This window comes from Kribbella sp. NBC_00662, assembly GCF_041430295.1.
Taxonomy (GTDB): Bacteria; Actinomycetota; Actinomycetes; order Propionibacteriales; family Kribbellaceae; genus Kribbella.
The window spans coordinates 7,206,094-7,229,161 of the sequence record NZ_CP109029.1 but is presented as its reverse complement, the minus strand read 5'-3'; the positions used below and the strand labels follow the sequence as shown (position 1 = coordinate 7,229,161).

The 23,068-nt window shown below is 68.7% G+C and carries 23 protein-coding genes; 19 read left to right on the top strand and 4 right to left on the bottom strand.

Annotated features, from left to right (window positions below):
- Window positions 1-18: 18 nt before the first annotated feature.
- Window positions 19-732: a class I SAM-dependent methyltransferase gene (locus OHA10_RS35590; protein WP_371403178.1), complete on the bottom strand. Its 714-nt coding sequence runs from the start codon at window positions 730-732 to the stop codon at window positions 19-21.
- Window positions 733-829: 97 nt separating this feature from the next.
- Between OHA10_RS35590 and OHA10_RS35585 the strand changes: the two genes are divergently transcribed.
- On the top strand, window positions 830-1,327 hold the full coding sequence (locus OHA10_RS35585; protein WP_371403177.1) for a hypothetical protein: 498 nt from the start codon (window positions 830-832) through the stop codon (window positions 1,325-1,327).
- Here the strand turns inward: OHA10_RS35585 and OHA10_RS35580 are convergent.
- Entirely contained in the window at window positions 1,324-1,902 is a 579-nt protein-coding gene (locus OHA10_RS35580) for a dihydrofolate reductase family protein (RefSeq protein ID WP_371403176.1), read from the bottom strand. The two genes, OHA10_RS35585 and OHA10_RS35580, sit on opposite strands and share 4 nt — an antisense overlap.
- Before the next feature lie 233 nt (window positions 1,903-2,135).
- Here OHA10_RS35580 and OHA10_RS35575 point away from each other — a divergent pair, with 233 nt between their 5' ends.
- Window positions 2,136-4,154 carry a GxGYxYP domain-containing protein gene (locus tag OHA10_RS35575; protein ID WP_371403175.1) on the top strand — a complete coding sequence of 673 codons (2,019 nt, stop codon included), beginning with the start codon at window positions 2,136-2,138 and terminating at the stop codon, window positions 4,152-4,154.
- A gap of 77 nt (window positions 4,155-4,231) precedes the next feature.
- Here OHA10_RS35575 and OHA10_RS35570 read toward each other — a convergent pair whose 3' ends face one another.
- A complete protein-coding gene (locus tag OHA10_RS35570) occupies window positions 4,232-4,831 on the bottom strand; it encodes a hypothetical protein (protein ID WP_371403174.1) in 600 nt (199 codons plus the stop codon).
- Window positions 4,832-4,896: 65 nt separating this feature from the next.
- Between OHA10_RS35570 and OHA10_RS35565 the strand changes: the two genes are divergently transcribed.
- The 16 genes from OHA10_RS35565 to OHA10_RS35490 all read left to right on the top strand — a co-directional run bounded on the left by OHA10_RS35565 (window position 4,897) and on the right by OHA10_RS35490 (window position 21,749).
- The gene (locus OHA10_RS35565; protein ID WP_371403173.1) at window positions 4,897-5,688 is read left to right on the top strand and encodes a GNAT family N-acetyltransferase; all 792 of its coding nucleotides are present in this window, start codon (window positions 4,897-4,899) and stop codon (window positions 5,686-5,688) included.
- 45 nt (window positions 5,689-5,733) lie between these two features.
- Complete coding sequence (locus OHA10_RS35560) at window positions 5,734-8,433, top strand: accessory Sec system translocase SecA2 (protein WP_371403172.1); 2,700 nt, start codon at window positions 5,734-5,736, stop codon at window positions 8,431-8,433.
- A 70-nt stretch (window positions 8,434-8,503) separates the two neighbouring features.
- Entirely contained in the window at window positions 8,504-9,136 is a 633-nt protein-coding gene (locus OHA10_RS35555) for a VC0807 family protein (RefSeq protein ID WP_371403171.1), read from the top strand.
- Window positions 9,137-9,388 (top strand): hypothetical protein, encoded by a 252-nt coding sequence (locus OHA10_RS35550; RefSeq protein WP_371403170.1) that lies wholly within the window; start codon window positions 9,137-9,139, stop codon window positions 9,386-9,388.
- Entirely contained in the window at window positions 9,385-10,320 is a 936-nt protein-coding gene (locus OHA10_RS35545; protein ID WP_371403169.1) for a hypothetical protein, read from the top strand. Before OHA10_RS35550 ends, OHA10_RS35545 begins: the two co-directional genes overlap by 4 nt.
- 58 nt (window positions 10,321-10,378) lie before the next feature.
- The gene (locus OHA10_RS35540) at window positions 10,379-11,770 is read left to right on the top strand and encodes a replication-associated recombination protein A (protein ID WP_371403168.1); all 1,392 of its coding nucleotides are present in this window, start codon (window positions 10,379-10,381) and stop codon (window positions 11,768-11,770) included.
- Window positions 11,767-12,075, top strand: a complete 309-nt coding sequence (locus OHA10_RS35535; RefSeq protein ID WP_371403167.1) for a nuclear transport factor 2 family protein — start codon at window positions 11,767-11,769, stop codon at window positions 12,073-12,075. Before OHA10_RS35540 ends, OHA10_RS35535 begins: the two co-directional genes overlap by 4 nt.
- Before the next feature lie 808 nt (window positions 12,076-12,883).
- Window positions 12,884-13,294 carry a DUF948 domain-containing protein gene (locus tag OHA10_RS35530; RefSeq protein ID WP_130388436.1) on the top strand — a complete coding sequence of 137 codons (411 nt, stop codon included), beginning with the start codon at window positions 12,884-12,886 and terminating at the stop codon, window positions 13,292-13,294.
- Entirely contained in the window at window positions 13,291-13,527 is a 237-nt protein-coding gene (locus OHA10_RS35525; protein WP_371403166.1) for a DUF6167 family protein, read from the top strand. Before OHA10_RS35530 ends, OHA10_RS35525 begins: the two co-directional genes overlap by 4 nt.
- A 5-nt stretch (window positions 13,528-13,532) precedes the next feature.
- Window positions 13,533-16,202: an alanine--tRNA ligase gene (alaS, locus tag OHA10_RS35520; protein WP_371403165.1), complete on the top strand. Its 2,670-nt coding sequence runs from the start codon at window positions 13,533-13,535 to the stop codon at window positions 16,200-16,202.
- A gap of 41 nt (window positions 16,203-16,243) precedes the next feature.
- Window positions 16,244-16,693 (top strand): Holliday junction resolvase RuvX, encoded by a 450-nt coding sequence (gene ruvX / locus OHA10_RS35515; RefSeq protein WP_371403164.1) that lies wholly within the window; start codon window positions 16,244-16,246, stop codon window positions 16,691-16,693.
- 11 nt (window positions 16,694-16,704) lie between these two features.
- A complete protein-coding gene (mltG, locus tag OHA10_RS35510) occupies window positions 16,705-17,892 on the top strand; it encodes an endolytic transglycosylase MltG (RefSeq protein WP_371403163.1) in 1,188 nt (395 codons plus the stop codon).
- Window position 17,893: 1 nt separating this feature from the next.
- The gene (locus tag OHA10_RS35505; RefSeq protein WP_371403162.1) at window positions 17,894-18,718 is read left to right on the top strand and encodes a shikimate dehydrogenase; all 825 of its coding nucleotides are present in this window, start codon (window positions 17,894-17,896) and stop codon (window positions 18,716-18,718) included.
- Window positions 18,705-20,285, top strand: a complete 1,581-nt coding sequence (locus OHA10_RS35500) for an FAD-binding protein (protein ID WP_371403161.1) — start codon at window positions 18,705-18,707, stop codon at window positions 20,283-20,285. Before OHA10_RS35505 ends, OHA10_RS35500 begins: the two co-directional genes overlap by 14 nt.
- Window positions 20,286-20,299: 14 nt before the next feature.
- The gene (locus OHA10_RS35495; protein WP_371403160.1) at window positions 20,300-21,328 is read left to right on the top strand and encodes a DUF2330 domain-containing protein; all 1,029 of its coding nucleotides are present in this window, start codon (window positions 20,300-20,302) and stop codon (window positions 21,326-21,328) included.
- A gap of 7 nt (window positions 21,329-21,335) precedes the next feature.
- Complete coding sequence (locus OHA10_RS35490; RefSeq protein WP_371403159.1) at window positions 21,336-21,749, top strand: hypothetical protein; 414 nt, start codon at window positions 21,336-21,338, stop codon at window positions 21,747-21,749.
- Here OHA10_RS35490 and OHA10_RS35485 read toward each other — a convergent pair.
- The gene (locus OHA10_RS35485; protein WP_371403158.1) at window positions 21,742-22,194 is read right to left on the bottom strand and encodes a hypothetical protein; all 453 of its coding nucleotides are present in this window, start codon (window positions 22,192-22,194) and stop codon (window positions 21,742-21,744) included. The two genes, OHA10_RS35490 and OHA10_RS35485, sit on opposite strands and share 8 nt — an antisense overlap.
- A 98-nt stretch (window positions 22,195-22,292) precedes the next feature.
- Between OHA10_RS35485 and OHA10_RS35480 the strand changes: the two genes are divergently transcribed.
- Window positions 22,293-23,000, top strand: coding sequence for a prepilin peptidase (locus OHA10_RS35480; protein ID WP_371403157.1), 708 nt, complete (start codon window positions 22,293-22,295; stop codon window positions 22,998-23,000).
- The last annotated feature ends 68 nt before the right edge of the window (window positions 23,001-23,068 follow it).

Here is a 23,068-nt window from a genome sequence, read left to right as displayed (position 1 = left end):
ACGCGGGACCTACCTGCCCTACGTCCCGTGACGCTTGGCGCAGATGACGTCGCCACCTTCTTGAGAGATCACGTGGAAGCCGGCTGCTTCCAGTTCGGCTCGGAGTGCGGCGGGGTGGAGGTGGCGGCGATGGGGGAGGTACCAGGTGCCGTCCAGCTGGACTGCGTCGTCGGCTGGGTCGGCGGCCTGGTAGCAGATGCCGGTGGTGGTGTCGTACCGGAAGGTGCATTCGTAGATGCGGTCCGGGTCGTAGATGGCTGTGGAGAGGACGTAGTAGCCGGTGTCCTTGAGACGGTCGTGTACGGCGGTGAGGAGGCTGGTGCGGTCGGGGTCCGTGACTATGGACTGGAGGCAGTAGCTGTCGAGGACGACGGCGTACTGCTTGCTGCGGGCCCCCATCGTGCAGACGTCCTGCACGCTGAAGTTGACCTCGACTCCGCGCTGCTGGGCGAATCGCCGGGCCAGTGTGATCGCCTCGGGGATGAGGTCGATCGCGTCGACGCGGAAGCCTCGCGCTGCCAGGAAGCAGGCCGCGGGTCCGGTGCCGCAGCCGTATTCGAGTACGTCGGGCTCTGGCGGGAGGTCGAGCTCGGACAGAGTCCGCTCCAGGAACGGTCGGTTCGGGAAGACGTCGTACTCGTCGGTCTCTCCGAAGAGGTCGCTCCACTGTGTCAGGCCTTGCTGCACGAGGCGCTGGTACGCCGCCTGGTGCTCGGCGTAGTAGTACCTCACGCGGACCTCCACCGTCGTCGAGCGCTTACTATGTCTCGCTGTCGTCCGCCTGACCACCGAATTCCGACGACGGCAGCGACCGACGGGAGGATGGCTGATGGACGAGGCGGATCAGGCGCAGCGCGTCGAAGCCGAGGCGGAAGCCGTACGCATCCAGCAGGAGGTCGAGAACGCCACCTCCGACCCGGCCGCCCAAGAAGAGTGGATCCGCCAGTCCAACCTCATCTACGGCGGACTCGCCGCGGCCGGCCTGGTCGTCGTACAACCGTTCCTGACCTCATCTCCGCTCGACCTGTCAGCGAAAATCTGCGTCATCGCCTTCGCCGTCTCGATCCCGCTACTCGCCGCACTCCTGGTACTCAACCGCCAGGAGGCCTTCCGTCACCGCGTGACCAGATCCCGCCTCGTCGCAGTAGCAAAGGCAATCGCCCAAGGCAGCGCCTTCATCGGCATCGCAGCCGCCTTCTGGCACATCTCGATGACCGCCGGCATCGTCTTCGTCCTGGTCGGCTTCTTCGCCGTCGGCGTCCACTCCTCGGGCTACGTCCAACTCGAGTACGACGGCAAGTTCCGCTCCCGCTTCCGCCGCCGTTAGCCGTGCAGGGTCGGGCGGTAGACGAGTTCCTGGGTGTGGCCGTCGAAGGTTTTGGTTTCCAGGAGTTCGAGGTCGAAGTCGGCGGCGTTGTGGAAGATGGGGTCGGTTCCGGTTTGGCCGCAGATGACGGGGAAGAGCGTGACCTGGATGCGGTCGACGAGGCCGGCTTTGAGGAGGGAGCGGTTGAGGGAGAGGCTGCCGTGGGAGCGGAGCGGTACGTCGGACTCCTGCTTGAGACGGGCGACGATCTCGGCGCCGTCGCCGCTGGCGATGGTGGCATCCGGCCAGTCGAGCGGGCCTTCCAGCGTGCTTGACACGATCGTCGCCGGGAGGTTCATCATCCGGGCGACCCATTCGTCGTACGACTCGGACCCCGGCGGGCTCGCGGCGATGATCGCGGAGTGGGTCCGGTACATGTTCGCGCCGAACACCATCCGCGCAGGCTCCCGGTAGATGGCCGCCCGATGCTCGAGCAACTCAGGCCCCTGCTTGCCCCAGTAGCCACCCCAGTCGCCGTCGTGCGTGCCGAAGCCGTCGAGGGTCGAGAACACGTCGAACGTGTAGGTCGCAGTCATGATGTTCTCCTTCGTCGTTTCCCCTCCTACGAACAACCGGTTCCCGATCCGACACCCAGTTGACGTTTGAAGAACCGCGCGACTTCACTGGCGACGTCGTACCAGGCCTGCCTCAGCCGGAAACGATTCCAATTTCTTCGTCGAAGCGTGTGACGAGCTATGTACACACCGTCCGCGCGTTGCTACTGTCCGGCCTGATTTGACATCGATGTCAACCTCAGGGAGTGGTCACGATGGTTTCGAGACGAGCGTTCCTGGCGGGCAGCGGTGCGGTGACGGCGGGTGGGTTCGGGTTGCTCCAACCCTTCGGTTCGACGGCGCAGGCTGCAGTTTCATCGACGTCCGGCAGCCCCGCCCGGCTGCTGCCGGTGTTCAACCGCCCGAAACACCTGGATTACGGCGACGTCAGCAAACTCAGCGGGGGAGACCAGACCCTGCTGACAACGTTGCAAGGCATCGTCAACCGCAAAGAGCCGGAGTTGTACTTCATCTACGACACCGGAACGCAGAGTGTGCCGGACGCCAAATGGCTGACCGACCTGCACCTGCCGACCAAGCTGTACAAGAACCCGATGGACCTGGTCGCGAAGTACCGCAATCGCGTCCGTGGCGCGATCGTGCACGACCCCGCCGTACCCGACTCGCTCAACGTGGCGACGACCCTCGCCGGCCTGGAGAACGCCGTCGTCGCGGACGCGGACCAGGCGAAGGCGTACGGCCTGAAGATCGTCAAGGACCTGCGCGGGGTCTTCGACGACGACGTGGTGAAGACCTACCGCTGGCAGCTCGACAACCTGTTCCCGCGCGTCACCAAGCAGCTCCTCGCCGGCCTGCCGCCGACCCGCGTGGTCGACGTCGAAGGCGTTGTCTGGCAGGAGATTGCCCGCGAGACCCAACAGATCCGCGACTCCTCGAACCGAGGCACCTACAACCTGGACGTCTCGGCCAAGCTCGGCAAGGAGGCGGTGTACGTCCGGTTCGCGGACTCGTTCACCGACGACGGCTGGGGTGCGTCGGTGCGCCACGTGGTGGTGACGGCGAACGGTACCGAGTTCGCCCGCTTCGAGCCCAACACTCCGGAAGAAGCGCCGTACCTGTTCGACGGCTCGCACTCGTCGATCGGCGGCGAGGCCAACCGGTTCGCCGACGGCGGCAACTACTGGATCTACCGCTTCGAACCACCGGCGGGTACGACGTCCCTCGTCGTCACCGTGGAGATGTGGAACCAGTACCTCGTCAGCGCCACGGACACGTCGCCGACCCGCGTCGAGCCGTTCCCGTACTTCCGCGACTACGTGGTTGCCACCAAGGCCCTGGTGAGCTGGCTACCACCCGGCGGCGAGACCGGCGATCTGCTCATCGAGCACTACGCCAAGTGGCCCACGCTTGCGCCGTACATGGGCTGGTTCGCGAACGACGTCTCCGGTGAGTGGGACGGCGTCGACCTCGCGAGCAAGGGCGGTTCGCCGGTGGTCGCGGCCGACTTCTACATGAACGGCACGGTCCACGCCGGCACGGCCGCGCCGATCTCGAGCAAGCCCCGGCCGGTACGGCGGGTCAGCAAGGCGAAGAACAAGGTCTACCTGACCCTGACGTTCGGCGAAGGCGACAACATCCAGTACTGCCAGCGCCGGCTGCGCGACATCTGGGACGACCCGAAGCGCGGCGAAGTGCCGACGAACTGGACGATCAGCCCGCTGCTCGCCGAGGCCGGTCCGAACATCTACAGCCACTATCAGCGGACCGCGACCGCCAACGACTACCTGGTCTGCGGCCCGTCCGGCGGTGGGTACACGTATCCGGCCTCGTGGACCCCCGCCGAGCTCACGCAGTACCTCAAGATGACCGGCGACTTCATGCGCCGCACCGCCCTGGAGGTCGTGTACGCGTACAGCGGCCGGCAGGACGGCACCTGGGTCAAGCTGTCGGAGGAGATCGCCAAGGGGTACGCCGATTACACGCCGACCAAGGGGATCATGCAGACCTGGGACGGCGACACGCTGACCGTCCGCCAGGGTGGCATCCCCATCACGGGTGGCTGGGGCGCACCCGGTAAGGCCGCCGAGTTCAAGGCCGCGCTGGACCAGCGGATCGCGAACTGGGACGGTGCGAGCCCGCTGTTCATCTCGGGTCTCATCGGCGCCTGGTCGTGGACGCCGTCCGACATGGCGGAACTCGGACCGCTGCTGACCGATCCGTACGAACTGCTCCTCGGCAACAGCTTCTACGACCTGCTCAACCGGACGCTGTAGAAAGCCGAAGCGGTCGCCCGGGTGAGGAACCGGGCGACCGCGGGGCGGGGCTTTCCAGTGGGGCTTACCAGTGCGGCCTACCAGTGGTGCGCGACGTCGATCACCAACCGGGTGTTCGATCCCGGCCCGGCCAGCGTGTAGACCCGGAACGGAAGCCGGGCACGGACGCCCAGCCCGATCGTCGTCTGTCCTTCGAAGGTCCCCGCGTAAGCGACCTGGCGGAACGTGCTGTAGCCGGCCACGTTGGTCAGCTCCTTGCCGTTCTTCGGTGCGTACGTCGCGGCGCCGGTCGAGCTGTACGCCGGAGCGCGGACGACGACCTGTAGTTTCGCCCCACCGCGCAGCGGGACGAGGTGGCCGGCGCCGTCGGTGAAGACGTTCTTCACGTAGCGAACGTCGTACCCCGCGGCGCGCCCGCGGATGTCGACGACGAGCCGGTCGTAGCACGTGTGCCGTCCGGTGCGGACGTTGGTGACCGGTGACTGCACCATCCGGCTGTTGACCTCGGGTAACGAACCCCAACCGCGCGGGCAGGACGCGGAGGCGGTCGTGACGGAGGTCTTGTGGGGGGCGGTGGACGATCCGCTGACGGTCGGCGCGGCGAATGCCACGGTGGGGACTGTCAGCACTGCGATTGCGGTGAGGATCGCCTTGGGGGTGATGTGGTGAAGTTTCATGATGTCCCCCCTTCAGGACTTATCTCGTTGGACGCACCAAGTGCCGGATTGGTTGACTGCCGGGCATGACGCCAGACGAACTGCTCGACGTGTTCCACCGCCGGATCCGGTTACCGGACGCGGACGCGATTCCCGGCTGGAAGCAGGAGCATGAGGGGCTCGTGCATCGCTCGTACGTCGAAGGTCCCGAGGGAGCCGGTTTCGTCGAGACGCCGCGCGGGCTCGGGGACGACCCGGACGCGGTGATCGAGCATGAGCTGGCGTTCTTCCGGGAGCGCGGGCTGCCGTTCGAGTGGAAGACCTACGCGTACGACGAGCCGGCCGATCTGGGCGAGCGCCTGGTCAAGGCCGGCTTCAGCAAGCAGGAGCCGGAGACGCTGATCCTCGGAGAGGTCGACCGGATCCTGGAGCGGCCGTCGGCGCTGCCGTCGAAGGTGCGGCTGCGGGAGGCCGACGGACCGGACGACTTCCACCGGATCGCCGTACTGACCGACACGCTGTGGGACAGCGGGCTGGCGCGGATCGTGGAGCAGCTCCAGGGCGAGGCGCGGATGTTCCCGGACCGGTTGTCCGTGTTCTTGGTCGAGGACGTGCTCAAGCAGGGCCCGGCGGTGTCGGCGGCGTGGATCCGGTTCCACCCCGGCACCGGGTTCGCCAGCCTGTGGGGCGGCGGCACGCTCCCGGAGTGGCGCCGTCAGGGGATCTACAGCGCTCTGCTCGTCCACCGCGCTCGCCTGGCCAAAGACCGCGGGTACGAGTTCCTCCGCGTCGACGCCTCCGAGGACTCCCGGCCCATTCTGCAGAAGCTCGGTCTCCACGCCGTTACAACCACGACACCGTACGAGTGGACACCCTGACCTGACGAGCGGAACGACACGCCGAGGCTGTACGTTGCCTGCATCATGGCCCTGAAAATCGCTTCTCGCTTCCGCCGGCTGCTGCAGCGCCCCGGCTCGATCGATCTCGGCCCGTACGAACGGCTCACCCAGCTGGTCGGCGAGGCGGAGGAATCGGTCCAGTCCCTGACCGACGAAGAGCTCACCGAAGCGGCCACGGAGCTGCGGACGACCGGTGGCCTGCACGAGGACGAGCAGATCGAGTTTCTCGCCCTGGCCCGGGACGCCGGTAGGCGGGCGCTCGGCGAGCGGGCGTTCGACGGGCAGGTCGTAGGCGCGCTGGCGATGCTGCAGGGCCGGGTCGTCGAGATGGCGACCGGTGAGGGCAAGACGCTGGCCGGTGCGATCGCTGCCGCCGGGTATGCGATCGGCGGCCGCAAGGTGCATGTGCTCGCCGTCAACGACTACCTGGCCAAGCGCGACGCCGAGTGGATGGGCCCGGTGTACGAGCTGCTCGGTGTGACTGTGTCGCATGTCGGGCAGGTGTCGACGCCGGAGGAGCGCCGGGAGGCGTATCAGGCCGAGGTCTGCTACGTCCCGGTCAACGAGATCGGGTTCGACGTACTGCGGGATCGTCTCGTCACCGATGTCGCCGACCGGGTCACCGTCGACGCGGACGTGGCGCTCGTGGACGAGGCGGACTCGGTGCTGATCGACGAGGCCCGGGTGCCGATGGTGCTGGCCGGTGCGACCCGGTCCGAGGCTCTGGACGACGACGTGGTCCAGCTGGTCCGGACGCTGCGCGCAGGCGTCGACTACGAGATCGACGGCGACGGCCGGACGGTCGCCCTCACCGACCGCGGCACCGACAAGGTCGAAAAAGCCCTCGGCGCAAGAGCCGAGGAGCAGGCAGCCGAGGAGCGGGCGGCCGAGGAGCGGGCGGCCGAGGAGCGGGCGGCCGAGGAAGCTGCGGCCGAGGAAGCTGCGGCCGACGAGGCCGCGACTGACTTGACGACTGACGACGCGGAGACGGTCGACGCCTCGGCGGCCGACGAGCCCGAGGCTGACGACGCGGAGGCCGAAGAGTCGGAGCCGAAGGAGTTCAATCTCTACGCGGACGAGAACCTGGATCGGTTGACCCAGATCAATGTCGCGCTGCACGCCGAGGTGCTGTTGCGGCGTGACGTCGACTACCTGGTCCGTGACGGCAAGGTCAGCCTGATCAACAACAACCGCGGCCGGGTCGCGAAGCTGCAGCGCTGGCCCGACGGTCTGCAGGCAGCCGTCGAGGCGAAGGAGGCCGTGCCGGTCAGCGACTCCGGTGAGGTGCTGGACAGCATCACCGTGCAGGCGCTGGTCAAGCGGTACAAGACGCTGTGCGGCATGACCGGTACGGCGGTCGTCGTCGGGGAGTCGCTGCAGGAGTTCTACGAGGTCGACGTGGCCGTCGTACCGCCGAACACTCCGAACATCCGCAAGGACGACCCCGACCGGTTGTACCTGACCGTCGAGCAGAAGAACGAAGCGCTGGTCAAGCACATCGGCGTCGTGCACGAGTCGGGCCGGCCGATCCTGATCGGCACGCACAGCGTCGAGGAGTCCGAGCAGCTCAGCGACAAGCTCGCGGCGGCCGAGATCGAGCACGTCGTACTGAACGCGAAGAACGACGCCGAAGAGGCCGCGATCATCGCCGAGGCCGGTGTGCCGGGGACCGTGACGGTGTCGACGCAGATGGCCGGCCGCGGTACGGACATCCGGCTGGGCGGCCGGGACGAGTCGCACGACAAGGAGAAGGCCATTGAGCTCGGTGGCCTGTACGTGATCGGCACCGGCCTGCACGCGTCACGGCGACTCGACGACCAGCTGCGTGGTCGCGCCGGCCGTCAGGGTGACCCGGGCGGGACGCTGTTCTTCGCGTCGCTGGGGGACGAGCTGGTCACGCGGTACTCCGTTTCGTCCGGTCTGCGCCCGCACCCGGACGAGACCGGGCGGCTGACCGACCGCAAGTCGATCGGGGTGCTGGAGCACGCGCAGCGCGTCGCCGACGGCGCGAATGCCGAGCTGCACCGGACCACCTGGCAGTACAACCGGCTCACCGGTCAGCAGCGGGCGATCCTGCTCGAGACCCGCGAGAAGGTGCTGACCGAGGACCTGGCCGCGACCGAGCTGGCCGAGAGGGCCAAGGAGCGCTACGACGAACTGGTCGACGAGGTCGGCGAGGACGTGGTGAAGGCCGCCGCCCGGCGGATCGCGCTCGGTCACCTGGACCGCCGCTGGACCGACCACCTGGCGTACCTGGCCGACCTGCGTGAGGGCATCCACCTGCGGTCGCTGGCCGGCGGCATCGTGCACCTGAAGCCGATCGACGAGTTCAACAAGTCGGCGATCGCGTCCTTCGACACGCTGATCGAGGACGCCTGGAAGGACGCCGCCGAGACGTTCGGTACGGCGGAGATCACGGCCGACGGGCTCGACGAGGAGGCCAGCGGGATCCCGCGGCCGACCGCGACCTGGACGTACCTGGTCAACGACAACCCGTTCGGCACCGAGGCCGACCGGATCCTCGGCCGCCTGCGCAACGCGATCAAGCCCGAGTCGGTCGCCGAGCCGGAGGAGATCCTCCAGGAGGAGTTCGACGAGGACGACCTCCCCGAGGAACTCCGCGACGTGGACGACGGGGACGACGGGGACGACGTGGACGACGTGGACGAGCCCGAGGAACTGCGCGACGCCGCCGACGACGAGAAGCCGGACAAGAAGGACTAAGACTTTGGTCTAGGCGTGCACAGCCGTCGGCTCGATGCCGGCCGGCGGCTTGCTGCGCGAATCTCAGGTCATGCCCCGCACGCGCAAAGGCCGCTGGCTTCTCGTCGTCGACATCGCCGTCCCACTCGCCCTGTACTACGGCCTGAAGGCACTCGGGGTGAGCGACCTGATCGCGCTGCTCGCCGGCGTCGTCCCAGGGCTGATCAGTTCCGCGGTCTCGCTGGTGCGGGAACGCCGTGCGGACCTGGTCGGGATGGTCGTCGTGGTGAGCATGGTCGCCAGTACGGTCGTCGCGGTCATCGGTGGCGACGCGCGCCTGTTGCTCGTCCGGAACGCGTGGATCAGCCTGCCGTTCGCCGGCATCAATCTGTGGTCTCTGCGGCATCCGCAGCCGCTGACCTACACCTTCACCAAGGCGATCATGCCGCGTCGTGGCGAGCTGATGGATCAGCTCTGGGAGACCAACGCCCGTTTCCGCGAGGCGTGGAAGTGGATCACGGTCTGGTGGGGGATCGCGTCGATCGTCGATGCGATCGTCCGCGTCGTGCTCGCCTACACCCTGCCGATCTCGGTCGTACCGGCCACCGACCCGGTCATCACCGCCGTCACGATCGTCGTACTGCAGATCCCGACCATCGTGCTGCTGCGACGCAGCGGCACATACCACCTCGTGTTCGCCCCTCGGCGTCCTACAGTCGTTTGAGTGACCGACGACACCATTTCGCAGGACCGCATGCGTGAGTTGCTCGACTCCGGTGCGGCGACGCCGATGCTCGCCGGGACGGAGGTCGGTCCGACCCGGTACGCGGGCCGGTGGTGGTACGTCCCGGTCGAGGCCGCGGACGATGCCGACTACCAGCCGGCCGACCCGGAGAAGGCCGAGCGGTTCGACAGTCTCCGGCGCCGGGCCGAAGCCGTCGAGCGAGTACAGGCGGAGCTGGACGGCCGGCAATGACGCCGCGGGCCGGGTTTCGCGAGCCGAGCCGGGACGAGCTCGCCGCCGCGCAGCAGGTGGTGGGCATGTTCGCCGCCGAGGCGCTGTTGGCGCTCGAACGGTACGAGCAGTCGTTCCCCTCGGCTACGACGGACCGGGCGCGGCAGGTCGCGGACAGGCTCGCGCATTGGTGGCGTCGGCTCGAGCTGGACGGCGTACGCCTGGATGTCGAGGGCACGGACGCTGAACAGATCCTGGTGGCTGCGGCCGATCTGTCGCTCGATCCCAGGAACCAGTGGGGCCTGAGCCTCGAAGAGGCGTCCGCGCAGGCAGTCAACCGGGCCGCGATCGAGGGCCGGACGTTGCCGGCGACGAGCTTCGCCGATCTCCGGACGGAGTTCGACGACGCGTACGGCGGACGTGCGAACCTGCCTGTCCGCGACGACGACTGGCTCGCACAGTCCCTGACCCGGCTGGCCCGCGCGAGTGTCCTGCGGGACGTGATCGCCGAGGGCGCGCAGGTCCGGGTGAGCGCGCCGCTACGTCAGTCCGCGGACGAGATGGTCCGGCAGGGCCGGCAGTTGATGGACGACCGCCTCGATCTGGCTCGGCGGCAGGAGGCGCCGATCAGCCGGCGTGCGGCGTTCATGCAGCAGGCGCGGCTGACGTCGACGTACGCGCTCTACAGCCTGGGTGTGGATCTGACCGGAGCGCCGCTCTGGGCCGATCTGGCGCTGAAGGCGCCTGCGTTCGCGCTGTATCTCAAGGAAACCAGGGACGCCTGGCAGGACCACAGCGACGCGGTCGCAACCAGACTCGATCCGGCCCAGGCGCAGCTCCGCTCGGTCCGCAACGACCTCATCGGCACCCTCAGCACAGACCCACCCACCACCCGCCGCGACAACCGCGCACTCCGCAACACCACCAACCACCGCCCCGGCAAGGACCGATAGCGCCGGCCGGACAGGGCGGCCCGATCGGGATGTCGGTGGGGCTGGTTAGGCTGCTCGGGTGAGTGATGGGTTGTTCGATCTTCCGGGTGCGCCTGCGCCGGCCCGTGGTGGCGGGAGTCTGGCGGATGTGGATCACACGGCGGCTCCGTTGGCGGTGCGGATGCGGCCGCGGAGTCTGGACGAGTTGGTGGGGCAGCAACATCTGCTCGCGCCGGGCTCGCCGCTGCGCCGGCTGGTGGAGGGCGACCAGCCGATGTCGCTGTTGCTGTGGGGCCCTCCGGGGACGGGCAAGACCACGATCGCGGCCGTGGTGTCACACCAGACCAACCGGAAGTTCGTGGAGCTGTCCGCGGTCACGGCCGGGGTGAAGGACGTGCGGCAGGTGATCGACGGCGCTCGCCGCGACCTGTCCCGTGCGTCCGGTGCGGTCGAGACTGTGCTGTTCATCGACGAGGTCCACCGCTTCACCAAGGCCCAGCAGGATGCACTGCTGCCCGGTGTCGAGAACCGCTGGGTGACGCTGGTCGCAGCCACCACCGAGAACCCGTTCTTCTCGGTGATCTCTCCGCTGCTGTCCCGAAGCCTGCTGCTCACGCTCGAGTCGCTCACCGACGACGACATCGCCGTACTGCTCGACCGGGCGCTCGCCGACGAGCGCGGGCTGAACGGTGAGTTCGAGCTGGCGGAGGACGCTCGCGACCATCTGCTCCGGATGGCCGGTGGAGACGCGCGCCGCGCGCTGACGTACCTGGAAGCCGCCGCCGGCGGAGCCCGCGCGAAGAACACCGACGACGTACCGGCGGTGATCGATCTGAAGACTCTGGAGACGGCGGTCGACCGGGCCGCGGTGCGGTACGACCGGGCCGGGGATCAGCACTACGACGTGGCCTCGGCGTTGATCAAGTCGATCCGGGGTTCGGACGTCGACGCCTCCATGCACTACCTGGCCCGGATGATCGAGGCGGGGGAGGACCCGCGGTTCATCGCCCGACGGCTGGTGATCTCCGCGAGCGAGGACATCGGGATGGGCGACCCGACGGCGCTCGGTGTCGCGGTCGCCGCGGCCGAGGCGGTGCAGTTGATCGGTATGCCGGAGGCGCGGATCAACCTCGCGCAGGCGGTCGTCGCCCTCGCGCTGGCGCCGAAGTCCAACGCGGTGATCATGGCCGTCGACGCCGCGATCGCGGACGTGAAGGCGGGCAAGGTCGGTCCGGTGCCGCCGCATCTGCGGGACGCGCACTACGCCGGCGCCAAGAAGATCGGTCACGGCTCGTCGTACGAGTACTCGCACAACGATCCGCGCGGCGTCGTGCCGCAGCAGTACGCCCCGGACGTGATCGACGGCACCGACTACTACAACCCGACCCGGCGCGGCGGCGAGGCGGCGTACGCCGATCGGGTCGCCGCCATCCGCAAGATCCTCCGGGACCGCAAACGGGACGGCAAATGAGCCGGACAGCCGACCACGTCGACGCGTTCAACCAGGCCGTCACGACCGGCGACTGGGACACGTTCGCCGAGCGGTTCGCGCCGGACGCGACGATGCGATTCGTCGCCATTCCGGTCGGGCCGTTCGAAGGTCGGACGGCGATCGCCGCGGCGTACCGGGAAAACCCGCCGACCGAGACCATGACGCTGCTCGAGGACGGCGACGAGTCGGCGCGTTTCCGCTGGTCGGGCGGTGGAACCGGCTCGATGGAGCTGGAATGGGCACCGGACGGAGCCGTTCAGGCACTCACGGTGAGCTTCGATTGAAGCGTTCGAGTCGGTAGGCTCCCTTTCGGCCTGGGGGCGAAAGGTTTTGCGTTGTGAGGCAGTCCGGTCCGCGGCACATCCGTCGGCGTACACCCGTTCTGAAGTTGACCATCGGGACAGCAGCCCTGGCTCTGACAGTAGGCGCGCTGTTCCTGATCCCGTTCCGGTCGCACGAGACCGCGTCGACCCAGGCGCCGCCCTCGGCCCGACCCGTCCCGAGCATAGAGCGGACGCAAGGTACGTCGAGGTCGACCCCGAGACCGAAGCTCCCGGTCGGCAAGCCCCTGGTGCCGTTGAGCCCGTCGGCATCCCCCAGCAAACCCGCTCCGCCCTGGATGGCACCCGAACCGACGCAATCCCGCACCCAGGACCCAGCCACCGCAATCCCCACCACCGCAACACCCACGCCGACCACGACGGCCGCGACCACTCCGGCCACGACCGGACCGACCCGGCCGACCTCGCCACCGAGCAAGCCGACCACTCCGACCACTCCGACCACCCCGCCGCCGACGACCCCCGCCACCCCCACAACCCCGGCGACACCGACAACGCCGACCCCGACCGCAAGCCCAACCACGCCGAGCCAAACACCCTCGGCGACCCCCTCGACGCCGGCGACACCGAGCCCCACGGAACCGGCCCCGACGGAGACGTCGCCGACCCCGTGAGCCGGTTTGGTGGGCGACTGTGATGTGAGGGATGGTGTCCTGGAGCGGAGTGCGCTATGGCCGCGCGATAGGGTCGGGCGTCCATAAGGGCATCACAGCTCACAAACGGGCTCGCTACGGGAAGGTGGATCGTTTCCATGAGCGTCGGTGAAGTCGCGGGGCTGATAGCGGCCTGCGCGCTGCTCATCCTGGTAGGCCTGCTGGCTTATCCGATCCTGAAGCTGGGCAAGGTGTTCGACGAGACCCGGATCATGGTCAAGGGCGTCTCCGACTCCAGCGTCCCGCTGCTCGGTGAGGTGACCACGACCGTGGCGACCACGAACGCCCAATTGGCGAAGGTGGACACGATCACCGACAACGCCACCACGGTGACCACCAACGCGGCCGCGCTGATGTCGCTGTTCTCGGCCACCGCCGGCGGCCCGCTGGTGAAGGCGGCCGCCTTCACGTACGGCGTCCGCCGCGCGCTCGGCGAGCAGCAGCGCAAGGACGTGAGCCGCCGGGTCAAGGAAGAGATGAAGGCCGAGCGGAAGGCGCGGAAGCGGTGAAGCGGATCATCTGGCTGATCGTCGGGATCGCCGTCGGCGTGTACGCCGTCACCCGGCTGAAGAAACGTGCACAGCTCCTCGCTCCGGAGAGCGTCCAGGAGTCCGCGGCGAAACTGTCCGCCGCGGTCCGGCACTTCGGCGACCAGGTCCGCGAGGGCATGGCCGAGCGGGAGACCGAGCTGCGCGACGCGCTGGGCATCGAGACCACAAACGATCGTGAGGACTACCGGTAACACCCATGGAAACCAGTGAGATCAGGCGACGGTTCCTGCAGTACTTCGAGGACCGGGGCCACACCGTGGTGCCGAGTGCCCCGCTGCCGTCGCCGGACCCGAACCTGCTGTTCAACGTCGCCGGCATGGCGCAGTTCGTCCCGTACTTCGTCGGCCAGCAGACCCCGCCGTACGACCGGGCCACCAGCGTGCAGAAGTGCGTCCGGACGCTCGACATCGACGAGGTCGGCAAGACCACCCGGCACGGCACGTTCTTCCAGATGAACGGCAACTTCTCCTTCGGCGACTACTTCAAGGAGAAGGCCATCGAGTACGCCTGGGAGCTGGTCACCAAGCCCCAGAACGAAGGTGGCTACGGCTTCGACGAGTCGGTGCTCTACGCCTCGGTGTACTACGACGACGACGAGGCGATCGCCCTCTGGAAGCGGATCGCGGGCCTGCCCGACGACCGGATCGTCCGGCTCGGGATGAAGGACAACTTCTGGTCGATGGGCATCCCGGGTCCGTGCGGCCCGTGCTCGGAGATCCTGATCGACCGCGGCCCCGAGTTCGGCGCCGACCGGGACTGGGAGGCGGGCGACCGCTACCTGGAGTTCTGGAACCTGGTCTTCATGCAGAACATCCGCGGTGAGGGCGGCGGCAAGGAGGGCTACCCGATCCTCGGCGAGCTGCCGAAGAAGAACATCGACACCGGTCTCGGCCTGGAGCGGGTCGCGTACCTGCTGCAGGGCGTCGACAACATGTACGAGATCGACGAGATCTTCCCGGTGATCGAGAAGGCGTCCGAGCTCAGCGGCCGCAAGTACGGCGTCGAGCATGTCGACGACGTCCGGTTCCGGGTTGTCGCCGACCACGTCCGCAGCGCGCTGATGCTGATCGGCGACGGCGTCACCCCGGGCAACGAGCAGGGTGGTTACGTACTGCGTCGCCTGCTCCGCCGCGCGATCCGTTCGATGCGGCTGCTCGGCTACGAGGACCCGAGCCTGGTCGAGCTGCTGCCGACGAGCCTCGAGCAGATGAAGAAGTCGTACCCGGAGCTGGAGGCCGACTTCGGCCGGATCAGCCAGGTCGCGTACGCCGAGGAGGAGGCGTTCCGCCGTACCCTCACGGCCGGGACGAGCATCTTCGACGTCGCGGTCAAGGAGACCAAGGCGGGCGGTGCGCACCAGCTCGAGGGCGCGAAGGCGTTCCAGCTGCACGACACGTACGGCTTCCCGATCGACCTGACCATCGAGATGGCGGCCGAGCAGGGCCTGAACGTCGACACCGAGGGCTTCCGCTCCTTGATGAAGGAGCAGCGCGAGCGGGCCAAGGCCGACGCCCGGGCGAAGAAGGCCGGGCACGCCGACACCTCCGGTTACCGTGAGCTGCGCGAGAAGGGCGTCACGGAGTTCACCGGGTACCAGGAGCTCTCCAGCGACTCGCAGGTGCGCGGTCTGCTCCGCGACGGCGCGATCGCGCCGTTCGCCGAGCAGGGCGAGACGGTCGAGGTCGTGCTGGAGAAGACCCCGTTCTACGCCGAGTCCGGCGGCCAGATCGCGGACGAGGGTCTGATCCTCGGCGACGGCCTGAAGCTGAAGGTCCTCGACGTGCAGCGCCCGGTCAAGGGCCTGATCGTGCACAAGGTCGAGATCCTCGAAGGCGTACTGCGTCCGGGCGAGGACGTCCACGCCGCGGTCGACCACGAGTGGCGGGTCTCGGCCTGCCAGGCGCACTCCGGCACGCACGTCGTGCACGCCGCGCTGCGCCAGGTGCTCGGCCCGAACGCGTTGCAGAGCGGTTCGTACAACAAGCCCGGTTACCTGCGACTCGACTTCGCCTGGTCCTCGGCGCTGGACCCGTCGACCCGTTCGGAGATCGAAGAGGTCGCGAACCTCGCCGTGCGGCAGGACCTCCCCGTGTCGGCGCAGTACATGACGCTGCCGGAGGCGCGGGAGTGGGGCGCGCTGGCGCTGTTCGGCGAGACGTACGACGAGCAGGTCCGCGTGGTCGAGATCGGCGGGCCCTGGTCGCGTGAGCTCTGTGGTGGCACGCATGTGAAGCACTCGTCGCAGGTCGGCGCGGTGACCGTCACCGGCGAGTCCTCGGTCGGCGCCGGCGTACGGCGGATCGAGGCGTTCGTCGGCATGGAGGCGCTGCACTACCTCGGCCGCGAGCGCGCGCTGGTCCGGCTGCTCAGCGAGAACCTGAAGACCCGGCCGGAGGAGCTGCCCGCGAAGGTCGCCGACCTGGCCGAGCGGCTGCGCGCCGCGGAGAAGGAGCTCGAGCGCGTCCGGGCCGCCCAGGTCCTCGAGGCCGCGGGCGAGCTGGCGAAGAGCCCGAGGGACGTCTTCGGCGTCCAGTACGTCGGACACCGTGCGCCGGACGGCGTGAACGGCGGCGACCTGCGCAAGCTGGCGCTGGACATCCGCGGCCGGATGCCGAGCGACAAGCCGGCCGTGGTCGCCGTACTGAGTGTGAACGACGGCAAGCCCGGCGTGGTGATCGCGCTCAACGACCTCGCCCGCGAGTGGCGGCTCAAGGCCGGTGACCTGGTCCGGGTCGCGGCCGAGAAGCTCGGCGGCCGCGGCGGTGGCAAGGACGATGTCGCACAGGGTGGCGGCACCGACCCGGCCGGCGCCGACGAGGCGCTGGCGGCGGTCGAGCACACCGTCGGCCACCTCGTCACGGGCTAGTCGACGGCCACAGCAGAGACCACGTAGATGAGACCGCGTAGATGAGAACAGGCGTGCGGATCGCGCTCGATATCGGCGATGCCCGGATCGGCGTCGCCAGCAGCGATCCGCACGGAATCCTGGCCACGCCTGTGGAAACCGTCCGGCGTGGGCCCGGTGATCTGGATAGGATCGCCGCACTCGCCGCCGAACTGGAGGCGTTCGAGATCGTGGTCGGGCTGCCGCGCTCCCTGTCCGGGGGCGAGGGACCGGCCGCGGTGAAGATCCGGGAGACGGCGGCGCAGGTGCTGGACAAGGTGCGTGAGGGGACGACGATGCGGCTGGTGGACGAGCGGTTCACCACCGTCACCGCCGAACGGATGCTGCGGGAACGGGGAAAGAAGGGCTCCAAGCGGCGCGCCGTGGTCGATCAGGCCGCGGCGGTCGTGATTCTGCAACATGCGCTCGACCTCGAGCGTGAGACCGGCAACCCACCCGGGAGGCCCCTGTGAACGGACCATCGGTGCACCAAGATCTGAACGAGGGCGAGGAGCAGGCCGACGATCTCGGCAGCGGCCTCGGCCTGCGGGCCGAGACCCGCGTGGAGCGGCGCGTCAACCGGCGCCGGGCCCGCAGCCGCCGGGCGTTCGGCTGCTTCGCCGGTCTGATCTCGCTGATCGTCGTCGGTGCGATCGTGGCCGGCGCCGTGGTCGGTTTCGGCAAGGGCAAGGACGCGCTGGAGAGCGTGTTCTCCGCGCCGGACTACACCGGCGAGGGCACGGGGACCGTGCAGGTCGAGATCTCCAAGGGGCAGTCGAGCTCGTCGATCGCCGACACCCTGGAGAAGAAGGAGGTCGTCAAGAGCGCCCGCGCGTTCGAGCGTGCGGCCCGCGACGACCCGCGGTCACTGCAGATCCAGGCCGCGACCTACACCCTGCGCAAGCACATGTCGGCCAAGGCCGCGCTGGCGCTGATGATGAACACGGCCGAGTCGATCAAGGTGATGCGGGTCAGCGTCCCGTCCGGGGAGACCAAGGGCGAGGTCGCGGTGATCCTGCAGACCAAGCTCAAGCTGCCCGCCGGCCAGGCCGCGAACGCGATCAACCACCCGGCCGGGCTCGGCCTGCCGGCGTACGCGAACGGCAACCCCGAAGGCTTCCTGTACCCGGCGACCTACGACGTGCCGAAGAACGCGAACGCGACCGTCATGCTCAAGCTGATGACCGCGAAGTACGCGTCGATCGCCAAGGAACTGAACCTGGTGCAGGCCGCGCAGCACAAGAAGCTGGACCCGTACCAGGCGGTGATCGTGGCCAGCATCATCGGTGCCGAGACCAACAAGCAGGCCGACTACGCCAAGGTCGCGCGAGTGATCTACAACCGGCTGGCCGCCGGGATGTACCTGGGCATGGACTCGACGGTGCACTACGTGGTCGGCAAGGACGGCGGGGTGTACACGACGCCCGAGCAGCGGAAGAACCCTTCGCCGTACAACACGTACAACCACAAGGGCCTGCCGCCGACGCCGATCAACTCACCGACCCGCGAGGAGCTCAGCGCCGCGCTCAACCCGGCGCCGGGTAGCTGGAAGTACTTCACGCTGGTCAACCTGGACACCGGCGAGACCGCGTTCGCTACCACGTTCGCGGAACACCAGGTCAACGTGAAGAAGCTCCAGGCCTGGTGCCAGGCGCACACCGGGAAGTGCTGACTTGACCCGTTGTGCGGTGCTCGGCTCGCCGATCGCGCATTCGCTCTCGCCGGCGATGCACCGGGCGGCGTACGCCGAGCTCGGACTCGACTGGCGGTACGACGCGTTCGAGGTCGAAGAGGATGAACTCGCCGGCTTCGTGGCATCGCTCGGTGCGGACGTCCGCGGGTTGTCGCTGACGATGCCGCTGAAGCGCGTCGCACTCGATCTCGTCGACACGGTCGACCCGGTCGCGGAGCTGATCGGCGCGGCGAACACGATGCTGTTCGAGCCGGACGGATCCAGGTCCGCCCACAACACCGACGTGCCCGGCCTGGTGAACGCGTTCGCCGAGCAGGGCATCACGGCCGCCGAGACCGCGGTCGTGGTCGGTGGCGGCGCGACGGCCGCGTCGACGCTGGCAGCGTTGCGTGGCATGAAGGTCACCGACGTGACCGTCGTCGTCCGGGACGTCGCGAAGGCCGAGCGGTTGCTGGATCTGGCCGCGGAGCTCGGACTCCGGACGTCGGTCGCGGACTTCACCCAGGTGGAGCAGATCGGCGGCTTCGACCTGTGCGTCTCGACCCTGCCCGGCGGCGCGGTCGACCCGTGGGCCGAGCACTTCGCCGCCGTCGCCCCGGTGGTGTTCGACGTGGCGTACCATCCCTGGCCGACCAGGCTCGCGATCGCGGCGCACCGGATCGGTACAGAGCTGTTGAACGGACTTGATCTGCTCGTGCATCAGGCGACCCTCCAGGTGGAGATGATGACGGGTAGGTCGCCGGCTCCTCTGGCGGCCATGAGGACGGCCGCGCGTGAGGAGTTGGGGGATCGTGAGCCTGCTTGACCGCCGTACGGTACTGAAGGCCGGTAGTGCCACAGCAGTCGCCGGACTGACCGGATGCGGGGACGCGAAGGACAACGCGGGCGGGACGACAAGCCCGACGCAGACGCCGACCACCTCCGCGCCGAGCAGCACCGCTCCGAGCACGACAGCTCCGAGTAGTTCGGCCGCGTCGACGACCGCGACGCCGAGCAGCACCCCGACCAGCACCGCGACCAGTTCAGCGCCGACCGGACCCTCGGCCGCACCGAACTGGAACACTTTCTCCCGTTCGCTGACCGGCAAGGTCTACCTGCCCTCGACCTCCGGGTACGCCGCCGCGCACCAGCTGTTCAACCCGCGCTGGGACAGCGTCCGCCCAACCGCCGTGGTGAAGGCCGCGAACCCGGCCGACGTGCAGAAGGCGATCAACTTCGCCCGCGCCAACAAGCTCGTCCTCGTCCCGAAGAGTGGCGGCCACTCGTACGTCGGCGCGTCCACGATCGCGAACGGCATGCAACTCGATGTCGGCGGGCTGAAAAGCATGAGCTACTCCAACGGCATCCTCACCGTCGGCGCCGGAGCCCGGCTGTACGACGTCCACGCGTTCCTCGACCGGTACGGGCGCTCGCTGCCGACCGGGACCTGTCCGACCGTCGGTGTCGCCGGCCTCACGCTCGGCGGCGGGATGGGGATCCACACCCGCACGTACGGGCTGACCTGTGACCGGGTCGTGTCGATGGGCGTGTTCACCGCGGACGGGAAGTCGCACAACGTCAGCCCGACCGTCGAGCCGGACCTGTTCTGGGCGCTGCGCGGCAGCGGTGGCGGCAACCTCGGCGTGGTCACCTCGTTCCGGTTCTCGACCATCCCGGCGACCAAGCTCGGGTTCTTCCGGCTGACCTGGCCCGAGTCACAGGCGGCAGCCGTCGTCCGCGGCTGGCAGAAGTTCGCCCAGACCGCGCCGACCACGGCCTGGGGCAACCTGCACATCGATGCCCAGAGCAACGGAACGCTGTCGATCCACGTGCTCGGCGTCTCCACCACCGGCAACGCGAACGCGGCGGCCGCGCAGCTGGAGTCGTTCGTCGGTGCGAAGGCTTCGGCCCGGACCATCAGCGTCAAGACGCACATGGAGGCGGTGAAGTACCTCGGCGGCGGTACGACGAGTCCGCGGCAGGGATTCCTGGCGGGCTCGGACGTACTCAAGGGTGCGATGGACGCCGCGACGATCACCGCGCTGCTCGGTGCGGTGAAGGCGGCCGCGCGGGCCAAGACGCCGGCGTCGGCGATCCTCGACCCGCTCGGCGGGCAGGCCGCGAAGCAGCCGACCGGCGGGGCAGCGTGGCCGTGGCGCAGCGCGCTCGGCGTGATCCAGTGGTACTCGTCCGCGCAGGGCACCAGCGCCAAGACCTTCATCGCGAACGGTCACCGGGCCGTGCGGTCGGCCTCGGCCGGTGCCTACGTCAACTACCTCGAGGCGGGCCGGGCAGTCAGCTCGTACTACGGCGGCAGCTCGGCCAAGCTGCAGGCCGCGAAGAAGAAGTACGACCCGACCAACTTCTTCCACACGCCGTACACCCTCGCCTAGCTAGTGTTCCGCCAGTGAAGCTTTGGCGGGTGGTAGCTGGTGTCCTGGCGATCGGATTCATCGCGGCCGGGGTGACACCTGCCTGGGCCTGCGCGTGCGGCGGCTACCTCCCGGACGCGCAGTCGCGAGCTCGCGCGTACGGCGAGAGCGCGCTGGTGCAGTACGCCGGCGGCACCGAGAAGATCACGCTCTCGATGGCGATCAACGGCACGTCGAAGAAGGCGGCCTGGATCATGCCGGTCCCGGCGGCCGCGAAGGTCGAGCTCGGCGACGACCAGCTGTTCTACCGGCTCGACCAGCTGACGCGGCCGAAGATCGTCTACAAGAAGACGTACTGGCCGTTCCGCGACCTCGGGATCATGGGCAACGCCCGCGATTCCGCCGGCGCCCCGGCGCCCGGATCCGGGGTCGACGTCCGCCAGCAGATGGTCCTCGGCCCGTTCGCGGTCGCGCGGCTCAGCGGCTCGACCGGTACGGCGGTCACGGACTGGCTGCGCACGAACGGGTACGTCGTACCGGCGACGCTGGCCGCGAACCTCACGCCGTACCTGACGGAGAAGTGGGAGATCGTCGCGGTGAAGCTCGCACCCAAGCGGGACGGCGAGAGCCTGAGCGGATCGACGCCGCCGCTGCGGCTCACGTTCGCATCGGAGCGGATCGTCTACCCGATGCGCCTGAGCAAGGGCGCGACCAACTCGCAGACGGTGACGGTGTACGTCGCGGCCGAGCACCGGGTCGACGCCACGAAGCTGCCCGATGCCGCGGTGAAGCCCGAGCTGCTGTTCGCGGGCCGGGTCGAGGACGACGCGCTGACAACGCCGGCCAACTTCCTGACCGCGTACACGGCGACGTACCGCGAGCCGAGCCGGATCACCGACGACTTCACGTTCGCGCCCGCCGCGACCGACGCGGAGTACCAGCGCGTCAAGGTCATCACCCAGAACGACGGTTTCTGGAGCACCCTCGGCGTGATCTTCGGTTGCCTGCTCCTGATCGGCACCGGTGCCGCGGTCATCGCCAGGATGCTGGTACGGCGAGCATGATGAGCACATGACGATCTACTTCACTGCAGCGAACGACGAGGCGGCCGCTGCCGCACTGAAGAGCGCTCCGTCCGGCGACGAGACGCTGACGAGTGAGATCACTCCGAGCGGTGACGCGTTCACCGCGCTGATCGAGTTGGTGTGGGGCAAGTCGCTCGACGAGCTGTCCGACGACGAGGCCGAGCGGAGCGGAGTCGCGACCACGCTGACCGAGGGGATCGCCCGGCTCGGCGACGCCCTGGTGGGGGCACTCGCCGACCGCGACCAGGGCGAGCTCGAGGACCTCGCCGGACCGTGGGCCGACCAGGTCCCGGCGCTGAAGGACGAGGACCTGGTCGACTTCCTCGGCAACCTGCAGCACCTCAGCCGGAACGCGAAGGCGTCCGGCGGCGGGGTCTACGCGGTCGAAACCTTCAGCTGACGAAGTCGATCTGGTGGTCGCGGCCGGCGAAGCTGAAGGTGTCGCCGGCTCGGAGGCCCGCGATCGCCGCATAGATCGGTGCGTCCGTCGAGATCCCTTCGTACGTCGCGCCGTCGCACTCGAACGCGGCCGCGACCACGCCCACGACGTACCGGTCGCCGTCGAACCCGACGATCGCGCCCGGTCCGACCTCGCTCCGCGGCCCGAAGTCGAGCTTCTCGATCTGGCTGAGGATGCCGGCCTGCCGCTGCTCCCTGCCCTCCAACAGCCCGCCGAGGTCACCGGCCTCGGCCGCCTGCGACTGGTCGTCGACCGTGAACGACGAGTCCTGGTCCAGCTTTGCGGCCGAATCCTCCCGGGCCACGTCACCCTGGGCCGCGCGGAGATCGGCCTCGACCTGCCGCAGCAGCGCGTCCTTGATCCGGCTCTTGTCCACGGCGTTCATCGGCAGTCCTTCCGGAGATGACCTTTCCATCACACTCCCACACTCCTGTCCACAGGGCTTGCAGGGCAGGGCCGCGGAATCGTCTAGGCTCCTGGATCGTGCCGGCTGACAACGCAGTGCTCGCAGCGGGGCTCGGTGTGGTCCTCTGCGGCCCCGCTGCGGCCGTCCTCGGGCCCTGGCTGATGCGCAACATCCCCGAGCCGGTGCTGGAAGAGGGCGAGACCAAGGTCCCGTACGCATCGGTGGCGGGCCGGCGAGCGGCGTACTGGTGCGGTGGGCTCGCGGCGGTCGCCGGGGGACTGCTGGGCTGGATGCTCGGGCTGGACGCCGTACTGCCCGCGTGGTTGGCGCTCGCGGTCGCCGGCGCGGTGCTCGGGTACATCGACGCGCGGACGCGGTTCCTGCCCTCGGTGATCATCTGGCCGACGTACGCCGTCGTCGCGGCCGGATTGCTCGCCGCTGCGATAGCGACGGGGGAGTGGGGATCGTTGCGCCGGGCAGTGATTGCCGGTGCGATCGGGTTCGCGGTGTTCTACGTGCTGTGGTTCGCGTTCCCGCGTGGCGTCGGGTTCGGCGACGTACGGCTGTCGGGGCTGCTCGGGCTGGCGCTCGGCTGGCTGGGCTGGGGGCAGTTCGCGTCCGGGTTGTACGGCGGGTTCTTCCTCGGCGCGATCGTCGGGATCGTGTTGATCGCCGCCCGGGTGATGACGCGCAAGCAGATGGTCCCGTTCGGGCCGTTCATGCTGGTCGGCGCACTGGCCGGCGTACTGCTCGGTGCGCCGTTGGAGCGGTTGTACGCCGGATAGGTGATCCCCGCACTCCACCAGATGGTTGATGTGCGGACACTGCCCGCCTTCCTAGGGTCGAAGCATTC

What these genes read in the sequence shown, in the direction of transcription:
- OHA10_RS35560 (WP_371403172.1), top strand. Translation starts at nt 5,734, where the DNA reads ATGGCCCTGAAAATCGCTTCTCGCTTCCGCCGGCTGCTGCAGCGCCCC.
- OHA10_RS35575 (WP_371403175.1), top strand. Translation starts at nt 2,136, where the DNA reads ATGGTTTCGAGACGAGCGTTCCTGGCGGGCAGCGGTGCGGTGACGGCG.
- OHA10_RS35565 (WP_371403173.1), top strand. Translation starts at nt 4,897, where the DNA reads ATGACGCCAGACGAACTGCTCGACGTGTTCCACCGCCGGATCCGGTTA.
- OHA10_RS35490 (WP_371403159.1), top strand. Translation starts at nt 21,336, where the DNA reads ATGACGATCTACTTCACTGCAGCGAACGACGAGGCGGCCGCTGCCGCA.
- OHA10_RS35555 (WP_371403171.1), top strand. Translation starts at nt 8,504, where the DNA reads ATGCCCCGCACGCGCAAAGGCCGCTGGCTTCTCGTCGTCGACATCGCC.
- OHA10_RS35545 (WP_371403169.1), top strand. Translation starts at nt 9,385, where the DNA reads ATGACGCCGCGGGCCGGGTTTCGCGAGCCGAGCCGGGACGAGCTCGCC.
- OHA10_RS35485 (WP_371403158.1), bottom strand. Translation starts at nt 22,194, where the DNA reads ATGAACGCCGTGGACAAGAGCCGGATCAAGGACGCGCTGCTGCGGCAG.
- OHA10_RS35570 (WP_371403174.1), bottom strand. Translation starts at nt 4,831, where the DNA reads ATGAAACTTCACCACATCACCCCCAAGGCGATCCTCACCGCAATCGCA.
- OHA10_RS35585 (WP_371403177.1), top strand. Translation starts at nt 830, where the DNA reads ATGGACGAGGCGGATCAGGCGCAGCGCGTCGAAGCCGAGGCGGAAGCC.
- alaS (WP_371403165.1), top strand. Translation starts at nt 13,533, where the DNA reads ATGGAAACCAGTGAGATCAGGCGACGGTTCCTGCAGTACTTCGAGGAC.
- OHA10_RS35535 (WP_371403167.1), top strand. Translation starts at nt 11,767, where the DNA reads ATGAGCCGGACAGCCGACCACGTCGACGCGTTCAACCAGGCCGTCACG.
- OHA10_RS35530 (WP_130388436.1), top strand. Translation starts at nt 12,884, where the DNA reads ATGAGCGTCGGTGAAGTCGCGGGGCTGATAGCGGCCTGCGCGCTGCTC.
- OHA10_RS35580 (WP_371403176.1), bottom strand. Translation starts at nt 1,902, where the DNA reads ATGACTGCGACCTACACGTTCGACGTGTTCTCGACCCTCGACGGCTTC.
- ruvX (WP_371403164.1), top strand. Translation starts at nt 16,244, where the DNA reads ATGAGAACAGGCGTGCGGATCGCGCTCGATATCGGCGATGCCCGGATC.